This window comes from Bacteroides sp. AM32-11AC, assembly GCF_003603515.1.
Taxonomy (GTDB): domain Bacteria; phylum Bacteroidota; class Bacteroidia; order Bacteroidales; family Bacteroidaceae; genus Bacteroides; species Bacteroides uniformis.
Map to the genome: position 1 here is coordinate 182,317 of NZ_QTNH01000002.1, position 19,508 is coordinate 201,824.

Sequence of the window (19,508 nt, forward strand, 5' to 3'; positions counted from 1 at the left end):
AAACAAGAATGGCAGTATGAAAAAGATAATAATACTGATGGTTTGTCTGTGGGGACTTGGTAACACCTTTACCTCGGCACAAACTACGGAGAAGGAGAAATTCATCTCAAGCTTGATGAAGCAGATGACGCTGGATGAAAAGATAGGCCAGCTTGCACAATGCACCTACCGAGGGAATTTTACCGGACCCGACGGTGGAAATATTCCTAAAGAAGAGTATGTCCGGCAAGGCAGAATAGGCTCTATGCTGAATGTGATAGGAGTAAAGGATATACGCCGTTATCAAGAGCTTGCTTTGCAATCGCGTTTGCGCATTCCTTTAATTTTCGGACTGGATGTTATCCACGGCTATCGTACCGGATTTCCGCTTCCGCTTGCCGAGGCTGCAAGTTTCGATTTGGCCATGATTGAGGAAGCTGCACGCTACAATGCTTTGGAAAGTGCCGCCGATGGTTTGAACTGGGTTTTTGCCCCGATGGTGGATATTTCGTGGGACGCACGTTGGGGACGCGTCATGGAAGGGGCCGGTGAGGACCCTTATTATGGTTCTCGGGTAGCGGAGGCGCGTGTCAGAGGCTTGCAAGGAGACGATTTGGCAGACACGACGACTGTCATGGCATGTATGAAACATTTTGCCGGATATGGTGCACCGATAGCAGGAAAGGAGTATAATAGTGTGGATATGTCAATGGGCCACTTTGCCAATTTTTATATGCCTCCCTATAAGGCGGCCATAAAGGCAGGAGCAGCTACCGTGATGAGTGCTTTCAATGATTTTAATAATATTCCTTGTACTGCCAATGATTTCTTGCTCAACCGGCTATTGAGAGAGCAGTGGGGATTTAAGGGATTTGTTGTGTCCGATTATAATTCGGTAGAGGAATTAGTGAACCACCGTTATGCTGTTGACAAGAAAGATGCCGCAGCCAAAGCGCTGAATGCTGGTCTGGACATGGAGATGGTAAGTACCTGCTACTTGACTTATCTGAAGGAGCTTGTTCAAGAAGGGAAAGTAAAGGAGAGTGTGCTTGATGATGCAGTACGGCGTATATTGGAGAAGAAATATGAGTTGGGATTGTTTGAGGACCCTTTTCGCTACTGTAATCCGGAAAGAGCAGCCAGAATACTCAATGCACCCGAAGTCCGCAATGCTTCGCTCCGTATGGCCGAGCGTTCCGTTGTATTGCTGGAGAATAGGGAATCCGTACTTCCGTTGACGGCACAGACGAGGAAGATAGCCTTGATAGGAGGACTCTCAAAATCCCAGTACGATATGGCAGGTGCTTGGGCTGCCACTACGGACCGGAACAAAGTGGTGACCTTATATGATGCATTGGTCCGGAAAGGACTGGAGGTGAGCTATGCTGAAGGCTATGATATGAAGAGCAATCAATTGACCGGATTGCAGGAAGCATTGCAGGCTGCTGAGGCTTCGGATGTCATTGTTGTGGCGGTAGGCGAGAGATTCGGTCAGAGTGGCGAGAAGGCTTCCAAAGTGAATATAGCCATACCCGAGGGGCAGCAGAAGCTGGTGTCGGAACTGGCAAAGACTGGAAAACCTGTCATTGCTCTTGTCATGTGTGGGCGTCCGGTAATCTTCAATGAGATAAGGGAACATGCTGATGCGGTACTGTGTACTTGGTGGCTGGGGAGTGAGGCCGGCAATGCCATATGCAATGTGTTGTGGGGAGAGTATAATCCTTCGGCTAAATTGCCCATGACATTTCCTGCACACGTAGGGCAGATTCCCATTTATTACCAGAATAAGAGTACCGGTCGTCCTACCGCATTGCAACAGACTTATAAGGCATCCTATATCGATGCTTCTACTGAGCCTGCCTATCCTTTCGGATATGGGCTTTCGTATACGGATTTTGGATATTCTGATTTGAAACTGCTGCCGGGCAAGGATGCAGGCGTCCATACGGAGGTGTCGGTAAAAGTGACTAATACCGGTAAGTGTGCAGGAGAGGAAGTAGTCCAGTTGTATGTGCAGGATAAGGTAGCGTCTGTTACGCGCCCGATAAAGGAGTTGAAGGGCTTCAGGAAAATTCATCTGAATGCGGGTGAAAGCAAAACTGTAGCTTTTCAGATAACTGACGATGCACTGGGATTCTATGACAATGAGATGAATTATATGGTAGAACCTGGTGATTTCGTCTTTATGGTGGGTGGCAGTAGTGATGATGTACAGCAGATTACCTATAACTTGAAAGAATAGGATTCTTACCCTATAAATGAAAAGCAAGGCTGTCTGGAATCATATCCGGACAGCCTTGCTTTTCTGTTTTAGTTGGTTATCACATTCGTGAAATACTCTTTGAACAGTTTTTCTGCCCGTTCCAGTTGTTCCGGAGCATTTTCCTTCACTTCTTTCAATTTGTAATCCCATCCCATGGCTTCGTATTTGTGAACACCCAGACGGTGGTAAGGAAGTATTTCCACCCGTTGTATCTGCCGGTATTTGCCGAGACTTTCACCCAGCAGGCGGATGTCTTCTTCCGAATCGCTGTAACCGGGGACCAGTACATAGCGCAGCCAGAAGGGGCGTTCATGTTCTTCGAGCCAGGCAGCGGTGCGGAGTGTCTGTTCGTTGCTCCGTCCCGTCAGCGTACGGTGGCGTTCGGGATTGAATTGCTTGATGTCCAGCAGCACGAGGTCAGTCAGGCTAAAGAGCTCTTCCACCTTTTCATTCCAGATGCCTCCGTTACTGTCCAGGCAGATATGGATGCCGTTCGCCTTCAGCTCCTTGAAAAGAGGAATCAGCGCTTCTGCTTGCAGGGTAGGCTCGCCGCCGGAGAAGGTAATGCCTCCTTTTTTTCCGAAGAATACTTTTTGGCTGACAGCCATGTGCAGGATTTCTTCCGGGGGGGTGGGGGTGCCTCCTTTTACATCAATCGTATCCGGATTGGCACAATACAGACAACGGAACGGACATCCTTGCAGGAAAACGACGAGCCGGAGACCCGGCCCGTCGAATGTTCCCATACTTTCGTAGGAGTGTACATTTATCATATTACATTCTTTCGTGGAATGAACGGCTGATGACTTCCAACTGATGCTCGCGGCTCAACTTCACGAAGTTCACGGCATAGCCGGAAACGCGGATGGTGAGTTGCGGATACTTTTCAGGATGTTCCATGGCATCTTCCAGCATTTCGCGGTTCAGTACGTTTACGTTCAAATGGTGGGCACCTTTGGTGAAGTAGCCGTCCATCATGGTTACCAGGTTCTCTACACGTTCTTCCGGTGTCGGGCCCAGTGATTTAGGAACAATGGAGAACGTATTGCTGATGCCGTCCTGCGAGTCGCGGTAGCGCAATTTGGCTACGGAGCTCAAGGAAGCGATGGCACCGTTCTTGTCACGTCCGTGCATTGGGTTGGCACCCGGAGCAAAGGCAACACCTTTGGCGCGTCCGTCCGGAGTGGCACCGGTCTTCTTGCCGTACATCACGTTGGAGGTGATAGTCAGCAAGGAAAGGGTGGGACGGGCATTCTTGTAGACAGGCAGCTTTTTCAGTTCTTCGCTGAAATAGTAAACGAGGTCTACTCCCAGGTGGTCCACACGGTCGTCATTATTGCCGAAGCAGGGGAATGAGCCTTCAGTGTCGAAACCTTCGGTCAGGCCGATTTCGTTGCGGCGTGCAGTGACTTTGGCATATTTGATGGCGGACAGTGAGTCTATGGCGATGGAAAGGCCGGCAACACCGTATGCCAGATTGATGCGTGGGTCGGTATCGATGAATGCCATCTGGGCTTTCTCATAATAATACTTATCATGCATGTAGTGGATGATATTCATGGCCTCGTTGTAGACACGGGCTATTTCAGTCAGTACCTTCTTGTAGTTGGCCATAACTTCCTCAAACTTCAGTGTCTCGCCGGTCAATACGGGAATACCTTTCACCATGACAGTTCCGGTGTTTTCGCAACGGCCACCGTTGATGGCAAGCAGCAGGGCCTTGGCAAGGTTGGCACGTGCGCCGAAGAACTGGATTTGCTTGCCGATGGCTTGGTAGGATACACAGCAGGCAATGCCGTAATCGTCGCAGTTGCGCACTTCGCGCATCAGGTTGTCGTTTTCGTACTGGATGGAGCTGGTATCTACAGAAACTTTGGCGCAGAAATCCTTGAAGCCTTCCGGCAGTTCGGGACTCCACAATACGGTCAAGTTCGGTTCCGGAGAAGGACCGAGGTTGTATAGCGTCTGCAAAAAGCGGAAAGAAGTCTTGGTGACCTTCACGCGTCCGTCGTTGAAGCGTCCGCCGATGGCTTCGGTCACCCAAGTCGGGTCGCCGGCAAAGATATCATTGTACGACTGCATGCGCAGATGGCGTACCATACGTAGTTTGATGACGAACTGGTCTATCAGTTCCTGTGCAAACGTCTCGTCAATCTTGCCGTGAGCCAAATCGTATTCGATGAAAATGTCGAGGAACGAAGATACGTTACCCAGTGACATGGCTGCTCCGTCCTGCTCTTTGATGGCAGCAAGATATGCCATGTATACCCATTGCACGGCCTCTTGAGCTGATGTAGCCGGATGGCTGAGGTCGAGTCCGTAATATTCGCCCATAACCTTGATGTCCTTCAAAGCTTTGATTTGTTCTGCCACTTCTTCGCGTAGACGGATGCGTGCTTCGGTCATCGGGCCGGTGAGGTTGCGCAAGTCCTCCTGCTTGGCTTCAATCAGACGGTCGATGCCGTAGAGAGCCAATCGGCGGTAGTCGCCGATGATACGTCCGCGGGCATAGTTGTCGGGCAATCCGGTAAGGAATCCCAGTGAGCGGAAGGAACGGATTTCTTCGGTATATACATCGAATACGCCGTCGTTATGTGTTTTGCGGTAATGGGTGAAGATGTCTTTTACTTTATCGTCCACTTCCACTCCGTTTTCACGGCATGCTTTTGCTACCACGTTGATGCCTCCGAAAGGTTTGATGGATCGTTTCAACAGTTCATCAGTCTGCAAACCGACAATAAGTTCATTGTCCTTATCAATATACCCGGCTTTATGAGAAGTGATGGTAGATACGGTGGTATTGTCCAGTGAACGGACGCCATTGTTGTTCCTTTCTTCTTCGAGAGCCTTCAGACAGATGTCCCAGATACGTTTGGTACGTTCGGTAGGTCCCTGCAAGAAAGATGCATCCCCGGTATAGGGTGCGATGTTTTTACTGACGAAATCACTGACATTGATTTCTTTATTCCAAAGCCCATTGGTAAAGGTTTTGTTCAATTCCATAAAATTTGTTTTTGTTAGTAGGTTAGATAATGTTATCCTTTAGAGCGTGCAAAAATACTGAATAAATTCCGTAATTTTATAAGAGATACTTCTCTTTTTATGTTGAACAGCATAAAATAACTATTATTAGGTAGTGAATGTCCGGGGGAGTAGAGATGTTAATACTTTCTTTATATGTGGTTTATGAATTGAAACAAGAACCGAATAATAATCTGCATTATTTACAAATGATGTAGGTTTAAGGAACAGTCGTATTCTGAACCTAATTCAGTCGTATAGTGAATGCCATTCAGTCGTATACTGAATAGGGTTCAATCGTATACTGAATGTGGCTCTTTGTAAATATACTGATAGCCAGTAAGTTATAAAATTCTGTCTTGCCCTTGATAAATTTCAACAAATAGCCTAAATGCCGTTATGTTCGTTCCGTAGTGGGTATAAACAAGAATTTTGGTATAATTGCTCTGTTTTTGTGCAGAAAAGTTTGTAGAATAAAAAATGATTTGTATCTTTGCACCGCTTTAAAAGAAAAGCACTTCTGAAAAAGAAGTTTTGGAGAGGTGGCAGAGTGGTCGATTGCGGCGGTCTTGAAAACCGTTGTGCTGCGAGGCACCCGGGGTTCGAATCCCTGTCTCTCCGCAACAAACGCTGAAAATCAGCAAATTGTAAAACAAACACCCAGTTTTACACCCAAGAATGTAAAGTCGGGTGTTTTTGTTTTATTTAAGATAATACAACCACTACATAATAAAAGAGTAGCGATATTAAAAGAATCCGATGAGAAAAGACTAATATTTATCTATCCATTTAGTTTGATTTTTCAGGACTTTACATCGTCCTGAAAGTATTTGTTATTGTATTCCAACGTCAGGAGTGGATTATAATACAAGTTTTTTGTGTGGATAGAATTTCGTTTTGCTTAATGTACGAAAGTACTTATCTATAAACGCATGAAATATTAGCACAATGAATCATTGGAAATCAACTTTGGCCGTGATAGGAATAGGCCAACTCATATCTATTTTAACAAGTACGATTGTTGGCTTCTCCATTATTTTTTGGATTAGCAACGAATTTAAATCCCCGACAGCTTTATCTCTGGCTATTTTAGCTGGATTTTTACCACAATTTGTATTAGGCTTGTTTGCCGGGGTCTATGTTGACAGATGGAATCGAAAGAAAACGATGTTTTATTCGGACTTGTTCATCGCGTTCTGTACCCTATGTCTTTTTATTGTGATAACCAAGGGTTATAAAGACCTTTCTTTTTTTTATCTATTGACTGCTTGTCGTTCAATAGGCAGTACGTTTCATGCACCTGCTTTACAGGCAAGCATCCCTCTACTGGTTCCCAAGCACCATCTTGTCAGGGTATCAGGTTTGTACCATTCCATTCAATCCTTCAGTGAGGTGATAGCTCCCGTTGTAGGGGCAAGCCTCGTTGTTTGGCTTCCCATACAGTATATTCTGCTCATAGATGTGATCGGAGCTGTTGCTGCTTGTCTGACCTTACTTTGTGTCCAGATTCCTTCTCTTCAAAAAACGAAAGTTCTTCCAGATTTCAAAAAAGAACTGACGGAATGTTGGCATACCTTGCGGCGTACAATGGGCATTTTGCCTTTATTCGTATGCTTTACGCTGGTGACTTTTGTCCTTATGCCTGTTTTTACGTTATTTCCTTTTATGACGCTTCTGCATTTCAACGGAAACATTTTGCAAATGGGAGTTGTGGAAATGGGTTGGGGCTCAGGGGCATTGTTGGGCGGTTTAGTACTTGCCTGTAAGGCTTTGAAAAGCAAGCAAACATTAGTGATGCATACGGCTTATGTGATATTGGGATTGTATCTGATTAGCGCCAGTTATTTACCATCAAGCGCATTTATAGGTTTTGTTTGCCTAACATTTACAGGAGGCATAGCCTATTCCATTTACCATGCGCTTTTCATCGCTATTATTCAGCAGAACTTGGCTTCGGACATGCTTGGACGGACTTTTTCTCTCATCTTTAGTTTGAGTACCTTTCCATCAATGCTGGGTATCGTAGCTTCAGGATATTGGGTGGAAGCATGGGGTATCACATCCGTCTTTATGATCAGCGGATGGGTTATCTTTCTGATTGGAGTGGGTGCAAATTTTATTTCTTCAATCAAGCAGTTGGATAATTACGCATAGTATTATTTATTAAAGAATTATTATATGACAAAGAAAGAACACACTACGATTACAGAGTTATTTCAAGTTTTGGACTTGTTGGAAAGCCTGGACATGCAGTTTTGGTTGGATGGAGGCTGGGGAGTGGATGTCTTGTACGGACAGCAAACCCGCTTGCATAGAGATATTGACATTGATTTTGATGCCAATTATACAGACCAACTCCTTGATCTTTTGCAGGAGAGAGGATATCAAATTGAAACAAATTGGTTGCCCACCCGTATGGAACTGTATAGCAAAGAATTAGGCTATATTGATATCCATCCTTTTGTCTTGAATGCGGACGGCACTTCCAAACAAGCCGACTTGGATGGAGGCTGGTATGAATTTCAACCGGACTATTTTGGAACAGCAGTCTTTGAAGGCAGAAGCATCCCTTGCATTTCTGCAAAAGGGCAACAAGTATTCCATTCGGGCTACGATTTAAGAGAGAAGGATATTCACGATTTATCTATAATTAAACAATGTATAACAACAATGAGCCTAACAATTAGATAAGAACAAGAAAATGACAGAAAAACAAATTGTCTGGTATATCTTACTTACAGAAGTAAAGATAGACAGTGACACCCAGTCTGTCACATCCCTGAGTGTAGCTCCATTGGCAGTCTTGCCGGAATTCCAGCGTAAGGGAATTGGGGGGGATGTTGATTCAGTAAGCCCATCAGAGGGCAGCACTTTTGGGTTACGGCACAGCAGTCGTATTGGGGCATAAAGAGTATTATCCTCGATTTGGCTATCGCAAGGCTATCGATTTAGGAATTGAATTTCCTTTCGAAGTCTCTCATGAATATTGCATGGTGGCTGAATTAATACCTGGAGCTACTGAGAATGTGAAAGGTATGGTTTGTTATCCAACTGACTTTAAATAGTTTAACAAGTAAAATTCATTATATAACTCGGACTGGGTATTTCAATTTCCCAGTCCGTATTCTGATAGTACTTATTCAATTGGAAGATTGTGTTGCTTCAAGAATGAAAGTTTATCCCAATACCCTCTTTGAAAGACGATTTTGTTATCTTTTACATGAAAAAATCCGCATCCACGAAGTCCAAGAGAGTCTTTCCATTCCATGATAGCCCATTCGCCATCTTCAAAAATATTTTCCACCATACAAACCATTTTAGCAGTGGCAAATTCATTCACAAACATTTTGTAGATTGATTCTTTACCTATTATTGGGTCGTTTGCGACTTGATGATTTACTGCATTAGTAGCATACAGCTCTGCTATATGATAAGCATCTGCTTTGTTAAAGCAATCTATCCATTTTTCCAAAACTTCTTTAGGCTTCATTTTTTATAAATTCTTAGGATTTTGATTCTGTAATAAAAACAATCTGTTTGGATGCATAGATACTTGATTTTATTAATAATAGGCTATTCTATATTCTAAATCCTCTGGATTTTTGCTCTCTCTGCACCGAGTTACGTAGATTCTGCTGTAACTTTTCCCATTGTTCCTTAAACCATTGTACTATGGGTTGTCGGTTTATGGTCAGCATAAGCTTACCACTATCCATCGGATGTTTCTCAACCCTAAAAATATCATTCTTGATGTCAAATTTCCACCTGTGTTCTTCGGAATAAATTTTGCCACTACATTGTATGGATTCTTTCTTTGTCAAGAGGTTTTCTATCATGTCTTTGGTAAACCCGATAACAGCGCATAATTTTTCCATTCTCAACATCTCTTTGAACATGGGAAACCATTTGTGGGCTTTTTCAAGCAAGGTGCTCAATCGTGATATTTCCTTGTCTTTGCCTTCAAGTTCTTGATTATGTATTCTTTGAAGATTACGAATTTGTCTGCTATGCTGTTCCTGTATTTGTTGTATCTGAATTTTTAATTCATCAGTAGCTTTGTCCCGTTTGGTAATTTCCTGATGTAGCTGCTCGATGTGATGTTCCAGTTCTTTCAGCTTACCGCTTCCGAAAAGAGAACCTACACCGCTTGCTATGGCGGTAGCAGCATTGGTGGCTGTTTTCTTTAGTTTGTCCGTGCGTATCTCTGCTTTTACCTGTTTGAGTTCCTGTTCGGCAAGGCTTACTTGTTGTTCCTTGTGTCGCTTGGTTTCCTCTATACGTTGCAGTTCGGCTTTCTGCTTCTCAATGATGAAATCATTTCGTTCCAGATGCTCTTTACCTGTGACAGCTTTTGCCTGTCCACGTTCCATCAGGAGAATATCGGAAGCAAGGGTCTGCATGGTTGCCATATCCTCGTCATTGAGCTTTCGGCTCTTTCCAGTTTCATGGTTCATCCAGTCGAATACGACATGAGCATGATAATTTGGTTTGAACCATCTGTTACCGACTTGGAAGCTCTCCTTGTCTTCTGCTTCCGGCTGACCGTTCAGCCAATGCCCTTCGTCTTTATGCAGGAAAATCTGTAGCGGAGTGATGCCCCAGCGTCTTTGGCACTCTTCACCGAATTTGCGTACATCAGCCAGTGTGGTGTCCGGTCTGATAAGCAATACTCCTTCACGGATGGGTGAGCATCCCGCCACCTTGATAATCTTTCCATTCTTTCCCTTGCGTTCCCTTTCCTTTTCCTGCATGGCACGTCCGGTCTTTTCCTTGACCATTTGCTTGATATTGTCATAATGAGTTCGCAGTTCGGGAGTGCCGAAGTCGGGATTTATCCACTGTTCGTTATCGGTGGAAAGTTCGGGAACGACATAGATTCTGGACTCCCCGATATTACGCATATACTCGGCAGTCCTTCGGTTGTGTGCCTCGCTCGATGCGATGTTGCAAGGCTTGATATGTATGCTTGATTTTGTTGCCATAGCTTCTTTCCTTTGTTTACAATTGATTTACTTTGCTCGCTTTCGCAGAGGGGTTCTTAGGGGTAACCCATAAGCGGAGATTGTAAAGAGAGGGTCACTCTTTGCTCGGGGTTCTCAGGGGTGAAACGCCCTGAGTGGGTCATTAGGGCAAAGCCCTAATCCCCTCGGGAGAGCCCACAACTACGAAAGCGAAGCGTGTAGTTATAGTGGGCTATAACTGGAAGCCGTTCTTCTTTTCCGGTGATTGGCTGCGCACCCCTTTGGCGGACTGGAGCTGCCTTTTTCTTTCAATCTGTTTCTGTAAGTATTCGTTCAAGTCCTTGCATCCTCTGTAAATCTGCGAAGCGTCCCGGATGTACCGCTCTCTGCCGTATTCCATGCGGATTTGCCGGAGTGCTTCCAGTCCTGCATGGTCGTTGTCGAAAAAGCAGTGGATGCGTTCGTAATTGCCCAACGGATAGAGAGCCTTGTTTACATTCGATACGGAGTTCAATACAATGTAGTCCTGCCCGTCCAATTCCGGATAATTTGGGCAGCTCTCTTGTCTCAATGTCAAAAAGGAGAGGTAGTCCATAAATCCCTCGAACACATAACAGGTATTCCTCGCTTTTCCCGACTGCCTGATGTGGGAGATTTCCTTTGGGGCGATGCAGCCCTTGAAATAGCGGTTGCGGATTTCATATCCACACGAACCATTGGGAAAGGCGATGGCAAAGTACCGCTTGCCGTTGTGAGTGAAACGTGCTTCACTACATTCTCTTTTCGCCAGTTTTATGTTAATTCCTCTACCTTGTAAGTAGGCAAGCAGGGCAGTAGATGACAGCGGAACAATCTCCAACTGTTGGAAGCTCGGCTCGGAAGAGTTTTGCTTTCCAAAAGAGAAAGATACCGGGCGCACGTGCGGTGTCTGCTCTGCTATCCGTTTCAAGATGTAAGGTACATGGTCGGTAGCGTACAGGTGTGCAGCCAGTTCTATGATACCACCACCTTTACCCAAACCGAAGTCATACCATTGTTCACGTTCGGTATTTACCTTGAACGAGGCTTCGGCTTCTTCCCTTAACGGTGATTTATACCACAGATTGACACCTTGTTGCTTGACGGGAGAATATCCTAAACTATGCAGATAATCCGCTATTCTGATTTGCTTGGCTGTCTGTATATCCATAAAATGATTGTTTTAGTAGTTGGTGAATTGGTTTATTTTTCTTTTTGCCCGTACCTTTTTAGGAAGTACGGTCTATAATCACTTCACTAAATTCTCGTATATATAGGATACGGTAATAAAGTGAAGTGATTTAGTCCCATTCCCCAAGCACTTCACTATATTCCTAATATATACACCCCGAGAATAAAGTGAAGTGATTGCAGGGAAATGGGCTAATAGTGGAAGTCAGGCATGAATGTGTATTTTCTGCCTGTCTCCTGCACTATCATCCGTTTGTTGCGGAGCATGGTGATGAGCGATACCGCCTTTTTATGGTTCAGCTTTACACCCACTGACATATAGGTCTTGATTAAGGCATCTTCCAGTTCCTTGTAGCCGTATTCCTCTTTCAGCCCGAAAACGGCTTCCAATGCGATACGGTGCTGCTGCTCGGTGATATGCCTGTAAGGGTCGAACTTCTCTTCTTCGGGTCTTCCCGGCTTCTTTGTTTCAGGTTTGTATCCCTCAATGAGTTCGGGAAGGGCTTTGTCGTTGATACGGAATGCGAAAGGCTCAAAGTCCATTGCCCGGATGTGAATGGCTGAAACATGGCTGATGTCACCGTTGCCCTTGTCCTTTTCTACCTGCAATACGGTTTCCGCCTTGTTGTTCAACTCCGTACCAATGTGCCCTCTTGCGTTCTCATCCCCTTTGTTCTGATGCAGTATCGTATGGATATGTATCTGCCTGTCGTCCGTCCACTGCATCAGCTTGGATATGATGCGTGTTGATTCACTGGGGCTGTTGATGTCATACACCATATCCCGTATGCCGTCTATAATTACAAGACCGATTTCGGGTGTATTGTAAATAGCCTGTTCCACAATCCTGATACGCTGCTCAGGCGTGTATTTTCTTAAGGCAAGAAATTCAAGATTCTCATTGTCCCTATCATCTGGCAAACCAGCCATTCGCAAAATGCGCGTCATGACTTTCAGACAATGGTAAGGGCTTTGCTCTGTATCAACATAAAGCACTTTCCGCTTATCTTCAGGCAGTTCAGCCACATACCGCAGCACTGTGCCGTTCTTCAATGCAGCGGCTACGATAGCCGATACATTGAACGTTTTTTTACTTTTGGCTTTGCCGATGGATGCGCTGAAATTACCCAATGTCCCAATGACAGAATCATGTACTTTAAGGATTTCAGGTGCTTTCTCATAACTTTTCGACAGGCTCAAACGTGAGGCTTGCCAAAGGATTATGGCTTCTTCAGCCGATATTTCCTTAGTCTCTTTCATATAGTCCATAGCCATGCCTCCCGTTATTTCCGTCCTCCTGTTTTCTTTCCAGCCAGTTCAAGGGCAAGCTCAACATCCACGATAATCTTACGTCCTATCTGAGTGATTGCCTTGTCAATCTTTCCGCTTTTCTTGATACGGTTGGCGGTGGGTAGGCTGCACCCGAACAGTTTGGCTATGCCCAGTATTCCGTACACATATTTTCTTTCTGTGTCTGTAATGGGCTGTGGCTGCGTTTCCGTTTGACGGGAAGCGTGCTTACTTAGGAATATGAACTCTTCACCTGTCATCTGCCAGACGGGTTTTGATAATAATTCTTGAAGATTTTTCATCGTTCAATCTATTTAGTCGTTTAACAATCAGCCCTGCGCACTGGCTGTTATCTCTGTTCTCGAACGATGCAAAATTAGGTAGGGTTGTAAGTGGTAAGGATGTGGTTGATATAAATGGAATATCTTGTTATTTATCTGAATATAAGATAATAAAAATACCACTCAAAAATTTAATTTGAGTGGTAAAAGTGGTTGTTTCGTAAAATGTCAGGGCATATCACAGATTATCGGAATATACCATCCATTTCTTTGGCAAATTTCCGGTTGCTGTCACTGGGGAAATCGGAAACAGGCTCTTTGTACTTTGACTTGTAGTAGCTTTCCTCAATATCCAATATTTTCAGGATATTCCTCTTCCAATTCTCCCTGTCCTGTTTGGGCAGTTTTTCGCTCATCAGGAATATCAGATAGCAGGTACGTATTTTTTCTCTCGGTCTGATTTGGGGTTTGGTGTCGCTTGGTAGCAGGTTCATGCAGGTATAGAAATCATGTTCGGAAATATTCTCGAACTGTTCTCCCACGCAGGTTACATGAATGAGCGAAAGCAGTTCCATATTGAAATACTCAGTCTGTTTCGTTCCCAGCACTTCTTCCTGTATGTTGGGGGCATTTGGTTCTTGTTCGGCTGGCTCTTCCGGCTCGTTTGTTTCATCAAATACATATTTCGCCAGTGTCTCTTTGAGGTGGCAGCCCAGCCGATAGATTTCATTGAAACGGCTTTTTGCATATTGCAGGGCTTTCTCTCTGGTCTGTTTTTGCAGATCGTAGAGTTCGGTCAGCTTGTTTTTTTTCTCCTCGTATTCATCTTTGCACCGTTCATATTCCATTTCCGCACGCTTTTCATCCTCTGCAGTGTGTTCCCGATAACCTATGGAATCGTATCGGTGGTATGCTTCGTTTAGCGGAGCATGGAGCTTGGTCGTCTTGTATTGCTGTTCTTCTATGGCTTCTTTATAGATTTCTGAAACTCGGAAGCAGATATTGTAAACGGTCTGTTCATCCGGCATACATCCTTTCTTGTAATAACTTATGTTTTCGCATACTTCCTTTTTCAGGCTATTCAGAATCAGTGTGTATTGCTCCTGTGGAAGATGAAACACCAGTTCAAGAATGGCTGTTTCAAGAACCGTTACATCATTGTAGTCCAGATAGAACTTGGTAATGAATTTCTGCTTTTCAAAAGAGAAACCTTTATTATCAAACCAGTCTTTATATATTCTGTTCAATTCTCCGTATCGGGGAATCAGCGTTGTAATTACATCTTTCATGGACGCAACTATTTTTGAGTGTTATTGTCTTTGTCAAGGAAAGAGGCCAGTTCTTCTTCCACTTCTTCCACGCTGGGCAACGCTGATTTCAGTTTCTCGGGAATCGCTTTGCTCAATTGGTAATCGCTGATGCCGATGGGCTGGTCATAGCCTGTCAATGCGTATTGTGCCACAACTTCGTCTTTTCCCTTGCATAGCAACAACCCGATAGTCTTGTTGTCATTCTCTCCCCTCAGTTTATCATCCACCACATTGATGTAGAAGTTCAGTTGTCCTGCATACTCCGGTTTGAATGGGGTAGCCTTTAATTCTACCACGATATATGCGTGCAACGGAATGGAATATAGAATCAGGTCGGCAAAGAAATCGCTGTTTCCGACTTGGAAGTGCTTCTGCCGGGCAACGAAGGCAAAACCGTTGCCCATTTCCAACAGGTAGCGGGTAACGTGTTTCACCAGCTGTTCTTCAATATCCCTTTCGTCTGCTTTTTCTTTGGCTCCTGCCAAATCAAAGATGTACGGGTCTTTGAGTAGGTAATTGGCAAGGTCGCTTTGTGGAGCCGGAAGTGTGGTCGTGAAATTGTTTACCTTGTTGTTGCTGATTTGTCGGCTATACAAATCACTGTCAATTTGCATTTTCAATACATTGCTGCTCCATCCCATTTCCACAGACTGCTTCATGTACCAGTAGCTTAGACCTAAAGGTAGCGAACTGTCAAGTATAGTCATTTGGCTTGTCCAGTTTATTTTGGCTATAGGAGAGGTCAAGAAAACTTCTTCTATTTCCCTGATTCCCATCCTGTAAATGGCAGACACGGTTTTTCCCACATCTTCAAATTGCGCAGGAACTTCCTGCGTAATTGCTAATGATTGACAATCAATCGATTGTATTTGCGCAGTAAGTTCCTGCGTAAATTGCTTGTCATTCAGTTTTAATACTTCATTGGTCACACTCTGTATGGTTGGGACAGACAGGCTTGCATCTGTTTCTATGAAACTTTGCAACGCTCTTAAAGGATATGCTTTTGCAAACTGGCACATATAGGTAAGGTTACGTTCCGAATAGCCTTTCTTTTCAGGGTAATGCAGTCGGATAGCCTTTGCCAACTGCTTGATGATTTTGCTTCCCCATCCGTGCAGCTGCTGGTGATAAAGGATGTAATTGCCTATCTTCCAGTAATGGAACAGCATTTGTGCATTGGCTGCAACAATCAGCCTTACTTGTGCCTGTTCTATTTCCGAACCGACCGCTTGTATGAATGCATCAAAATTCGTTTTCTCTATGTTGGATTCCTTGTTGCTCATATTGTGATGATAATTTCTACAAATATAGTCATTGGTAACTATCTATGAAACTGTTTGATACTTTTATAGTTGATTAAACTTGTTCATGGCATTTGCCTTAATATCATCCGCTATGTCAATGTAGGGTTTCATAGCTTTGTAGTCGCTGTGTCCCGTCCATTTCATGACCACCTGTGCCGGGATTCCGAGAGCCAGCGCATTGCAGATGAATGTCCTTCTTCCTGCATGGGTACTGAGCAAAGCGTATTTGGGTGTGACTTCATCAATACGTTCATTTCCCTTGTAGTAGGTTTCCCGTACAGGCTCGTTGATTTCTGCCAGTTCGCCCAGCTCTTTCAGGTAATCGTTCATCTTCTGGTTGCTGATGACGGGCAGAGCCATGTAATTCTCGAAATGGATGTCCTTGTATTTGTCCAGTATGGCTTTGCTGTATTTGTTCAGTTCAATCGTCAGGCTGTCGGCAGTCTTGACTGTGGTTATTTCGATGTGGTCGGACTTCACATCGCTTCTTTTCAGATTGCGAACATCCGAATACCGCAAACTCGTAAAGCAGCAGAACAGGAAAACATCACGCACACGTTCCAGGTATTGCTTATCCTTGGGTATCTGGTAGTCTTTCAGCTTGTTCAGTTCATCCCAAGTCAGGAAGATTACTTTTTTCGAGGTGGTTTTCAGTTTCGGTTTGAACGTATCGTATGCAATGTTCTGATGATGTCCTTTCTTGAAGCTCCAGCGCAGGAACCATTTGAGGAATCCCATTTGCTTGCCGATGGTGCTGTTTCTCATATCCTTGGTGTCACGCAGGAAGTTGACGTATTCGTTCAATCCAAACTCGTTGAAATAGTTGAACGTTGCATCCTCCTTGAACTCTTTGAGGTGGTTCCTCACTGCTGCAAATTTTTCATAGGTGGATGCCGTCCAGTTATTCTGGTTACCGCACTCTTTTACAAACTCATCGAACACCTCCCAAAAGCTGACAGGGGCTTCTTCCGGCTGTTCTTCGCTGGTGTCTTTCATTCTCATGTTGAAAGCTTCCTTCAACTGTTGGGTCGTTGGCATGACCTCCTGCACCTCAAATTCCTTGAAAATATTCTGGATTTCGGCATAGTATTTCAGCAAGTCCGTATTGATTTCGGCTGCACTTTGCTTTAGCTTGTTGGTACATCCGTTCTTTACCCGCTGCTTATCTGCATCCCATTTGGCTACGTCAATCCGGTAGCCCGTTGTAAACTCGATGCGTTGGCTGGCAAAGATGACACGCATACGGATGGGTACGTTCTCTACGATTGGCACACCGTTCTTTTTCCGGCTCTCCAATGCAAAAATGATGTTGCGCTTGATATTCATAATTGGGTGCGTTTGAAATTCTACACCCAAATATACACCCAATTATTGAGATAGCAAAAGACATTTAGAAACATTTACTTTTACTCTATATTGTAATTTACACTTGATTATCAGTCGTTTGCAGTTTTATGATATTCTGTGAAAGTATAAGTTCGAGAGCCTGTCTCTCCGCTGAAACCTAAGACATTAGGTAGTCAAATTAAGACAAGTCCCGTAAAATCAACGTTTTACGGGACTTTTTCTATTTATCCGGTGGACAACCGAAAGACATTCAAATGCCCACTTCAGACAAAGTTCCGTTACAAAATCGTTACAGGAAAATCGGGAAAATCTTCTGTAACGATTTTCGATGTAAGTCCTTGATTTGTCGCTCATTGACGTTCAAATGTCTGCTTGTAACCCAATTATTAATTATTCCTTTGCAGAGGGAAGTCATTACACCCACTGTAACGGAGCTAAATAAAAAAAGGATATGAGTAAGAGTACATTTAAGATTCTGTTCTATCTAAGAAAGAACTATCTGAACAAGGAAGGAAAAGCGGGTATTATGATTCGTCTGTCGCTTAACGGTGAAATTTCTCAATTCAGCTCAAAGCTGGATATAGAACCTGATAAATGGGATACCACATTGGGCAAGGCGAAAGGAAATACACAAAAAGCCCGCCAGTTGAATGAAACATTGGAGGACATCCGTGCTTCGCTGAAAAACCACTACCGGGATATTGAAGTGCATGAGTCATTCGTAACGGTAGAAAAAATACGCAATGCGTTTTTGGGAATAACGGCGAAACAAAGAACACTGCTGGAACTTTTCAAGAAACACAATGAGGATGCAAGAAAACTGGTCGGCATCAGCAAGACGCCTGCCACCCTCGCGAAGTATGACCGCTGCTACCGAAGGCTGGAGGAATTTATGAAAGTGAAATACAATATTTCGGATATATCACTGAAGGAAATCGGCCACATGTTCATTACGGACTTCGAGAACTATCTGAGAACGGAAAGCAAATGCAATGAGAATACTACGGCAAAATTCATGCAGACGTTCAAGATGATTGTAATCATCGCCAAAAACAACGGTTGGATTTATACTGACCCGTTTTCAAATTATAAAATCAGACTGAAACGTGTGGACAGAGGTTATCTGACGGATGCGGAACTGCAAAAGATAATGAAGAAGAAGTTTCCGACTAAAAGACTGGAACAGGTACGGGACGTGTTCCTGTTCTCCTGTTACACGGGATTGTCATATGTGGACGTGAAGGAACTGAAGGCAAGCGACATCAGAATCTCGTTTGACGGGAAGCCGTGGATCATGACGCACCGTCATAAAACAGATACTCCGGTAAACGTACCGCTGCTGAAGATACCGCAGGCGATACTCCAGAAATATGAAGGTCAGCTCCCCAAAGGTCAGTTGCTGCCTGTACTGAGCAATCAAAAACTTAATTCTTACTTAAAAGAGATTGCGGATTTGTGCGGTATAAATAAAAATATTACCTTCCATTTCATAAGACATTACAGATTATTTTTCTCTTTGAAAATTAACAGCTTGCGGAGATCGATTTCTTGACAGGTAACGATTTAGAAACCTGCGAGATTCTGTATTTCGCCTCATTTTGCACTATTTCAAAAGAACGCTTTTCCTAAATGCAAAGGTAATATTATTTTTTGAAAAACATATTACTGTAATAATTTAGTTTCAATTTTTTTCGCCATATTTTTTTATGATTTTGATATTATATGATGCAAAATCGCTATCTTTGCCAAATGAATAATATTACATAGGATGTCACTAATCATAGCATTACATTTAGGTGAAGGTATTATAATGGCTAGCGATAGCAGAACAACATTCTGTACCACCATCAGAAAGGAAGATGGAACCATTGTTCAAAACAATGGGGTTCATTATAGTGATTCTTCATATAAAACTTTTTTAACTCCCAAAGGAGTTGGAATATCTACTTGTGGTCAAGCTAGCATAAATAACAAGCCCATCGCTGGGTATATAGAAAGTTTTATAAATGAGTATAAAGATGGCAACGTTGAAACAATTAAAGACGCAATAACCCCATATTTTAAAGCATTGTGCCCAACGATCGACACACACTTTATAATAGGAGGGTATATAAATTCAGAAAAGGCATATGAACAGAAATTATACAGGGTTTTGACCGCCATAGATAAAATAGAAACCATTGATACCAATATTCAAGGAGCAATATGGGATGGAGAGATAGATGTACTTGGCAGGGTATTGACTACAATGTGTACAAAAGAAGGGGCAGTTCTGCCCGATTATCCTATTCCTTTTAATCATTTTACGATACAAGATGCTATTGATTTTGCAAAATACGCAATTCAAACAACCATAGATACGATGAAATTTCAACAACGAGGAAAAACCGTTGGAGGTCCTGTTGACATACTTATAATAAAACCTAACAATGCTTTTTGGATAGCAAGAAAAGAACTTCACAAATGATAGATTATGAATAAATGGCCAAGAGATAGATACACAGGTCCCGGTGGTGGACTTTACACAGGTCCCGGTGGCGGAC

At 43.6% G+C, this 19,508-nt stretch carries 15 protein-coding genes and 1 tRNA gene; 6 read left to right on the forward strand and 10 right to left on the reverse strand.

Annotated features, from left to right (window positions below; all coding sequences use genetic code 11):
• Positions 1 to 16 precede the first annotated feature (16 nt).
• On the forward strand, positions 17 to 2,221 hold the full coding sequence (locus tag DW800_RS02640) for a glycoside hydrolase family 3 N-terminal domain-containing protein (RefSeq protein WP_117703181.1): 2,205 nt from the start codon (positions 17 to 19) through the stop codon (positions 2,219 to 2,221).
• 68 nt (positions 2,222 to 2,289) lie between these two features.
• Here the strand turns inward: DW800_RS02640 and pflA are convergent, their stop codons facing one another.
• A complete protein-coding gene (gene pflA / locus DW800_RS02645) occupies positions 2,290 to 3,015 on the reverse strand; it encodes a pyruvate formate-lyase-activating protein (RefSeq protein ID WP_117703180.1) in 726 nt (241 codons plus the stop codon).
• Between the two features lies 1 nt (position 3,016).
• Positions 3,017 to 5,245: a formate C-acetyltransferase gene (gene pflB, locus DW800_RS02650; protein WP_005832491.1), complete on the reverse strand. Its 2,229-nt coding sequence runs from the start codon at positions 5,243 to 5,245 to the stop codon at positions 3,017 to 3,019.
• Positions 5,246 to 5,799: 554 nt separating this feature from the next.
• On the opposite strand from pflB, the gene DW800_RS02655 reads away from it, so the two are divergent.
• From DW800_RS02655 to lnu(AN2), 3 genes are all read left to right on the forward strand, one after another.
• Positions 5,800 to 5,884: transfer RNA gene (locus tag DW800_RS02655), tRNA-Ser, on the forward strand.
• Between the two features lie 327 nt (positions 5,885 to 6,211).
• The gene (gene mef(En2), locus DW800_RS02665; RefSeq protein WP_005786079.1) at positions 6,212 to 7,417 is read left to right on the forward strand and encodes a macrolide efflux MFS transporter Mef(En2); all 1,206 of its coding nucleotides are present in this window, start codon (positions 6,212 to 6,214) and stop codon (positions 7,415 to 7,417) included.
• Between the two features lie 24 nt (positions 7,418 to 7,441).
• A complete protein-coding gene (gene lnu(AN2), locus DW800_RS02670; protein ID WP_009038171.1) occupies positions 7,442 to 7,954 on the forward strand; it encodes a lincosamide nucleotidyltransferase Lnu(AN2) in 513 nt (170 codons plus the stop codon).
• A gap of 445 nt (positions 7,955 to 8,399) precedes the next feature.
• Here the strand turns inward: lnu(AN2) and DW800_RS02680 are convergent, their stop codons facing one another.
• From DW800_RS02680 to DW800_RS02715, 8 genes are all read right to left on the reverse strand, one after another.
• A complete protein-coding gene (locus DW800_RS02680) occupies positions 8,400 to 8,753 on the reverse strand; it encodes a nuclear transport factor 2 family protein (protein ID WP_117463697.1) in 354 nt (117 codons plus the stop codon).
• An 88-nt stretch (positions 8,754 to 8,841) separates the two neighbouring features.
• Positions 8,842 to 10,245, reverse strand: a complete 1,404-nt coding sequence (locus tag DW800_RS02685) for a mobilization protein (RefSeq protein ID WP_117463694.1) — start codon at positions 10,243 to 10,245, stop codon at positions 8,842 to 8,844.
• 211 nt (positions 10,246 to 10,456) lie between these two features.
• Positions 10,457 to 11,413 (reverse strand): toprim domain-containing protein, encoded by a 957-nt coding sequence (locus DW800_RS02690; protein ID WP_004308778.1) that lies wholly within the window; start codon positions 11,411 to 11,413, stop codon positions 10,457 to 10,459.
• A 212-nt stretch (positions 11,414 to 11,625) separates the two neighbouring features.
• Positions 11,626 to 12,702 (reverse strand): AAA family ATPase, encoded by a 1,077-nt coding sequence (locus tag DW800_RS02695; RefSeq protein ID WP_008766855.1) that lies wholly within the window; start codon positions 12,700 to 12,702, stop codon positions 11,626 to 11,628.
• A 14-nt stretch (positions 12,703 to 12,716) separates the two neighbouring features.
• Positions 12,717 to 13,025 (reverse strand): DUF3853 family protein, encoded by a 309-nt coding sequence (locus DW800_RS02700; protein ID WP_004308776.1) that lies wholly within the window; start codon positions 13,023 to 13,025, stop codon positions 12,717 to 12,719.
• 224 nt (positions 13,026 to 13,249) lie between these two features.
• On the reverse strand, positions 13,250 to 14,293 hold the full coding sequence (locus tag DW800_RS02705; RefSeq protein WP_004308775.1) for a hypothetical protein: 1,044 nt from the start codon (positions 14,291 to 14,293) through the stop codon (positions 13,250 to 13,252).
• An 8-nt stretch (positions 14,294 to 14,301) separates the two neighbouring features.
• Complete coding sequence (locus DW800_RS02710) at positions 14,302 to 15,597, reverse strand: YhcG family protein (RefSeq protein WP_004308774.1); 1,296 nt, start codon at positions 15,595 to 15,597, stop codon at positions 14,302 to 14,304.
• A 63-nt stretch (positions 15,598 to 15,660) separates the two neighbouring features.
• The gene (locus DW800_RS02715) at positions 15,661 to 16,944 is read right to left on the reverse strand and encodes a site-specific integrase (protein ID WP_004308773.1); all 1,284 of its coding nucleotides are present in this window, start codon (positions 16,942 to 16,944) and stop codon (positions 15,661 to 15,663) included.
• Between the two features lie 472 nt (positions 16,945 to 17,416).
• Between DW800_RS02715 and DW800_RS02720 the strand changes: the two genes are divergently transcribed.
• Both DW800_RS02720 and DW800_RS02725 read left to right on the forward strand, forming a co-directional pair.
• On the forward strand, positions 17,417 to 18,517 hold the full coding sequence (locus tag DW800_RS02720) for a site-specific integrase (protein ID WP_243634893.1): 1,101 nt from the start codon (positions 17,417 to 17,419) through the stop codon (positions 18,515 to 18,517).
• A gap of 216 nt (positions 18,518 to 18,733) precedes the next feature.
• Positions 18,734 to 19,432: a hypothetical protein gene (locus tag DW800_RS02725; RefSeq protein WP_119957752.1), complete on the forward strand. Its 699-nt coding sequence runs from the start codon at positions 18,734 to 18,736 to the stop codon at positions 19,430 to 19,432.
• Positions 19,433 to 19,508: the final 76 nt, after the last annotated feature.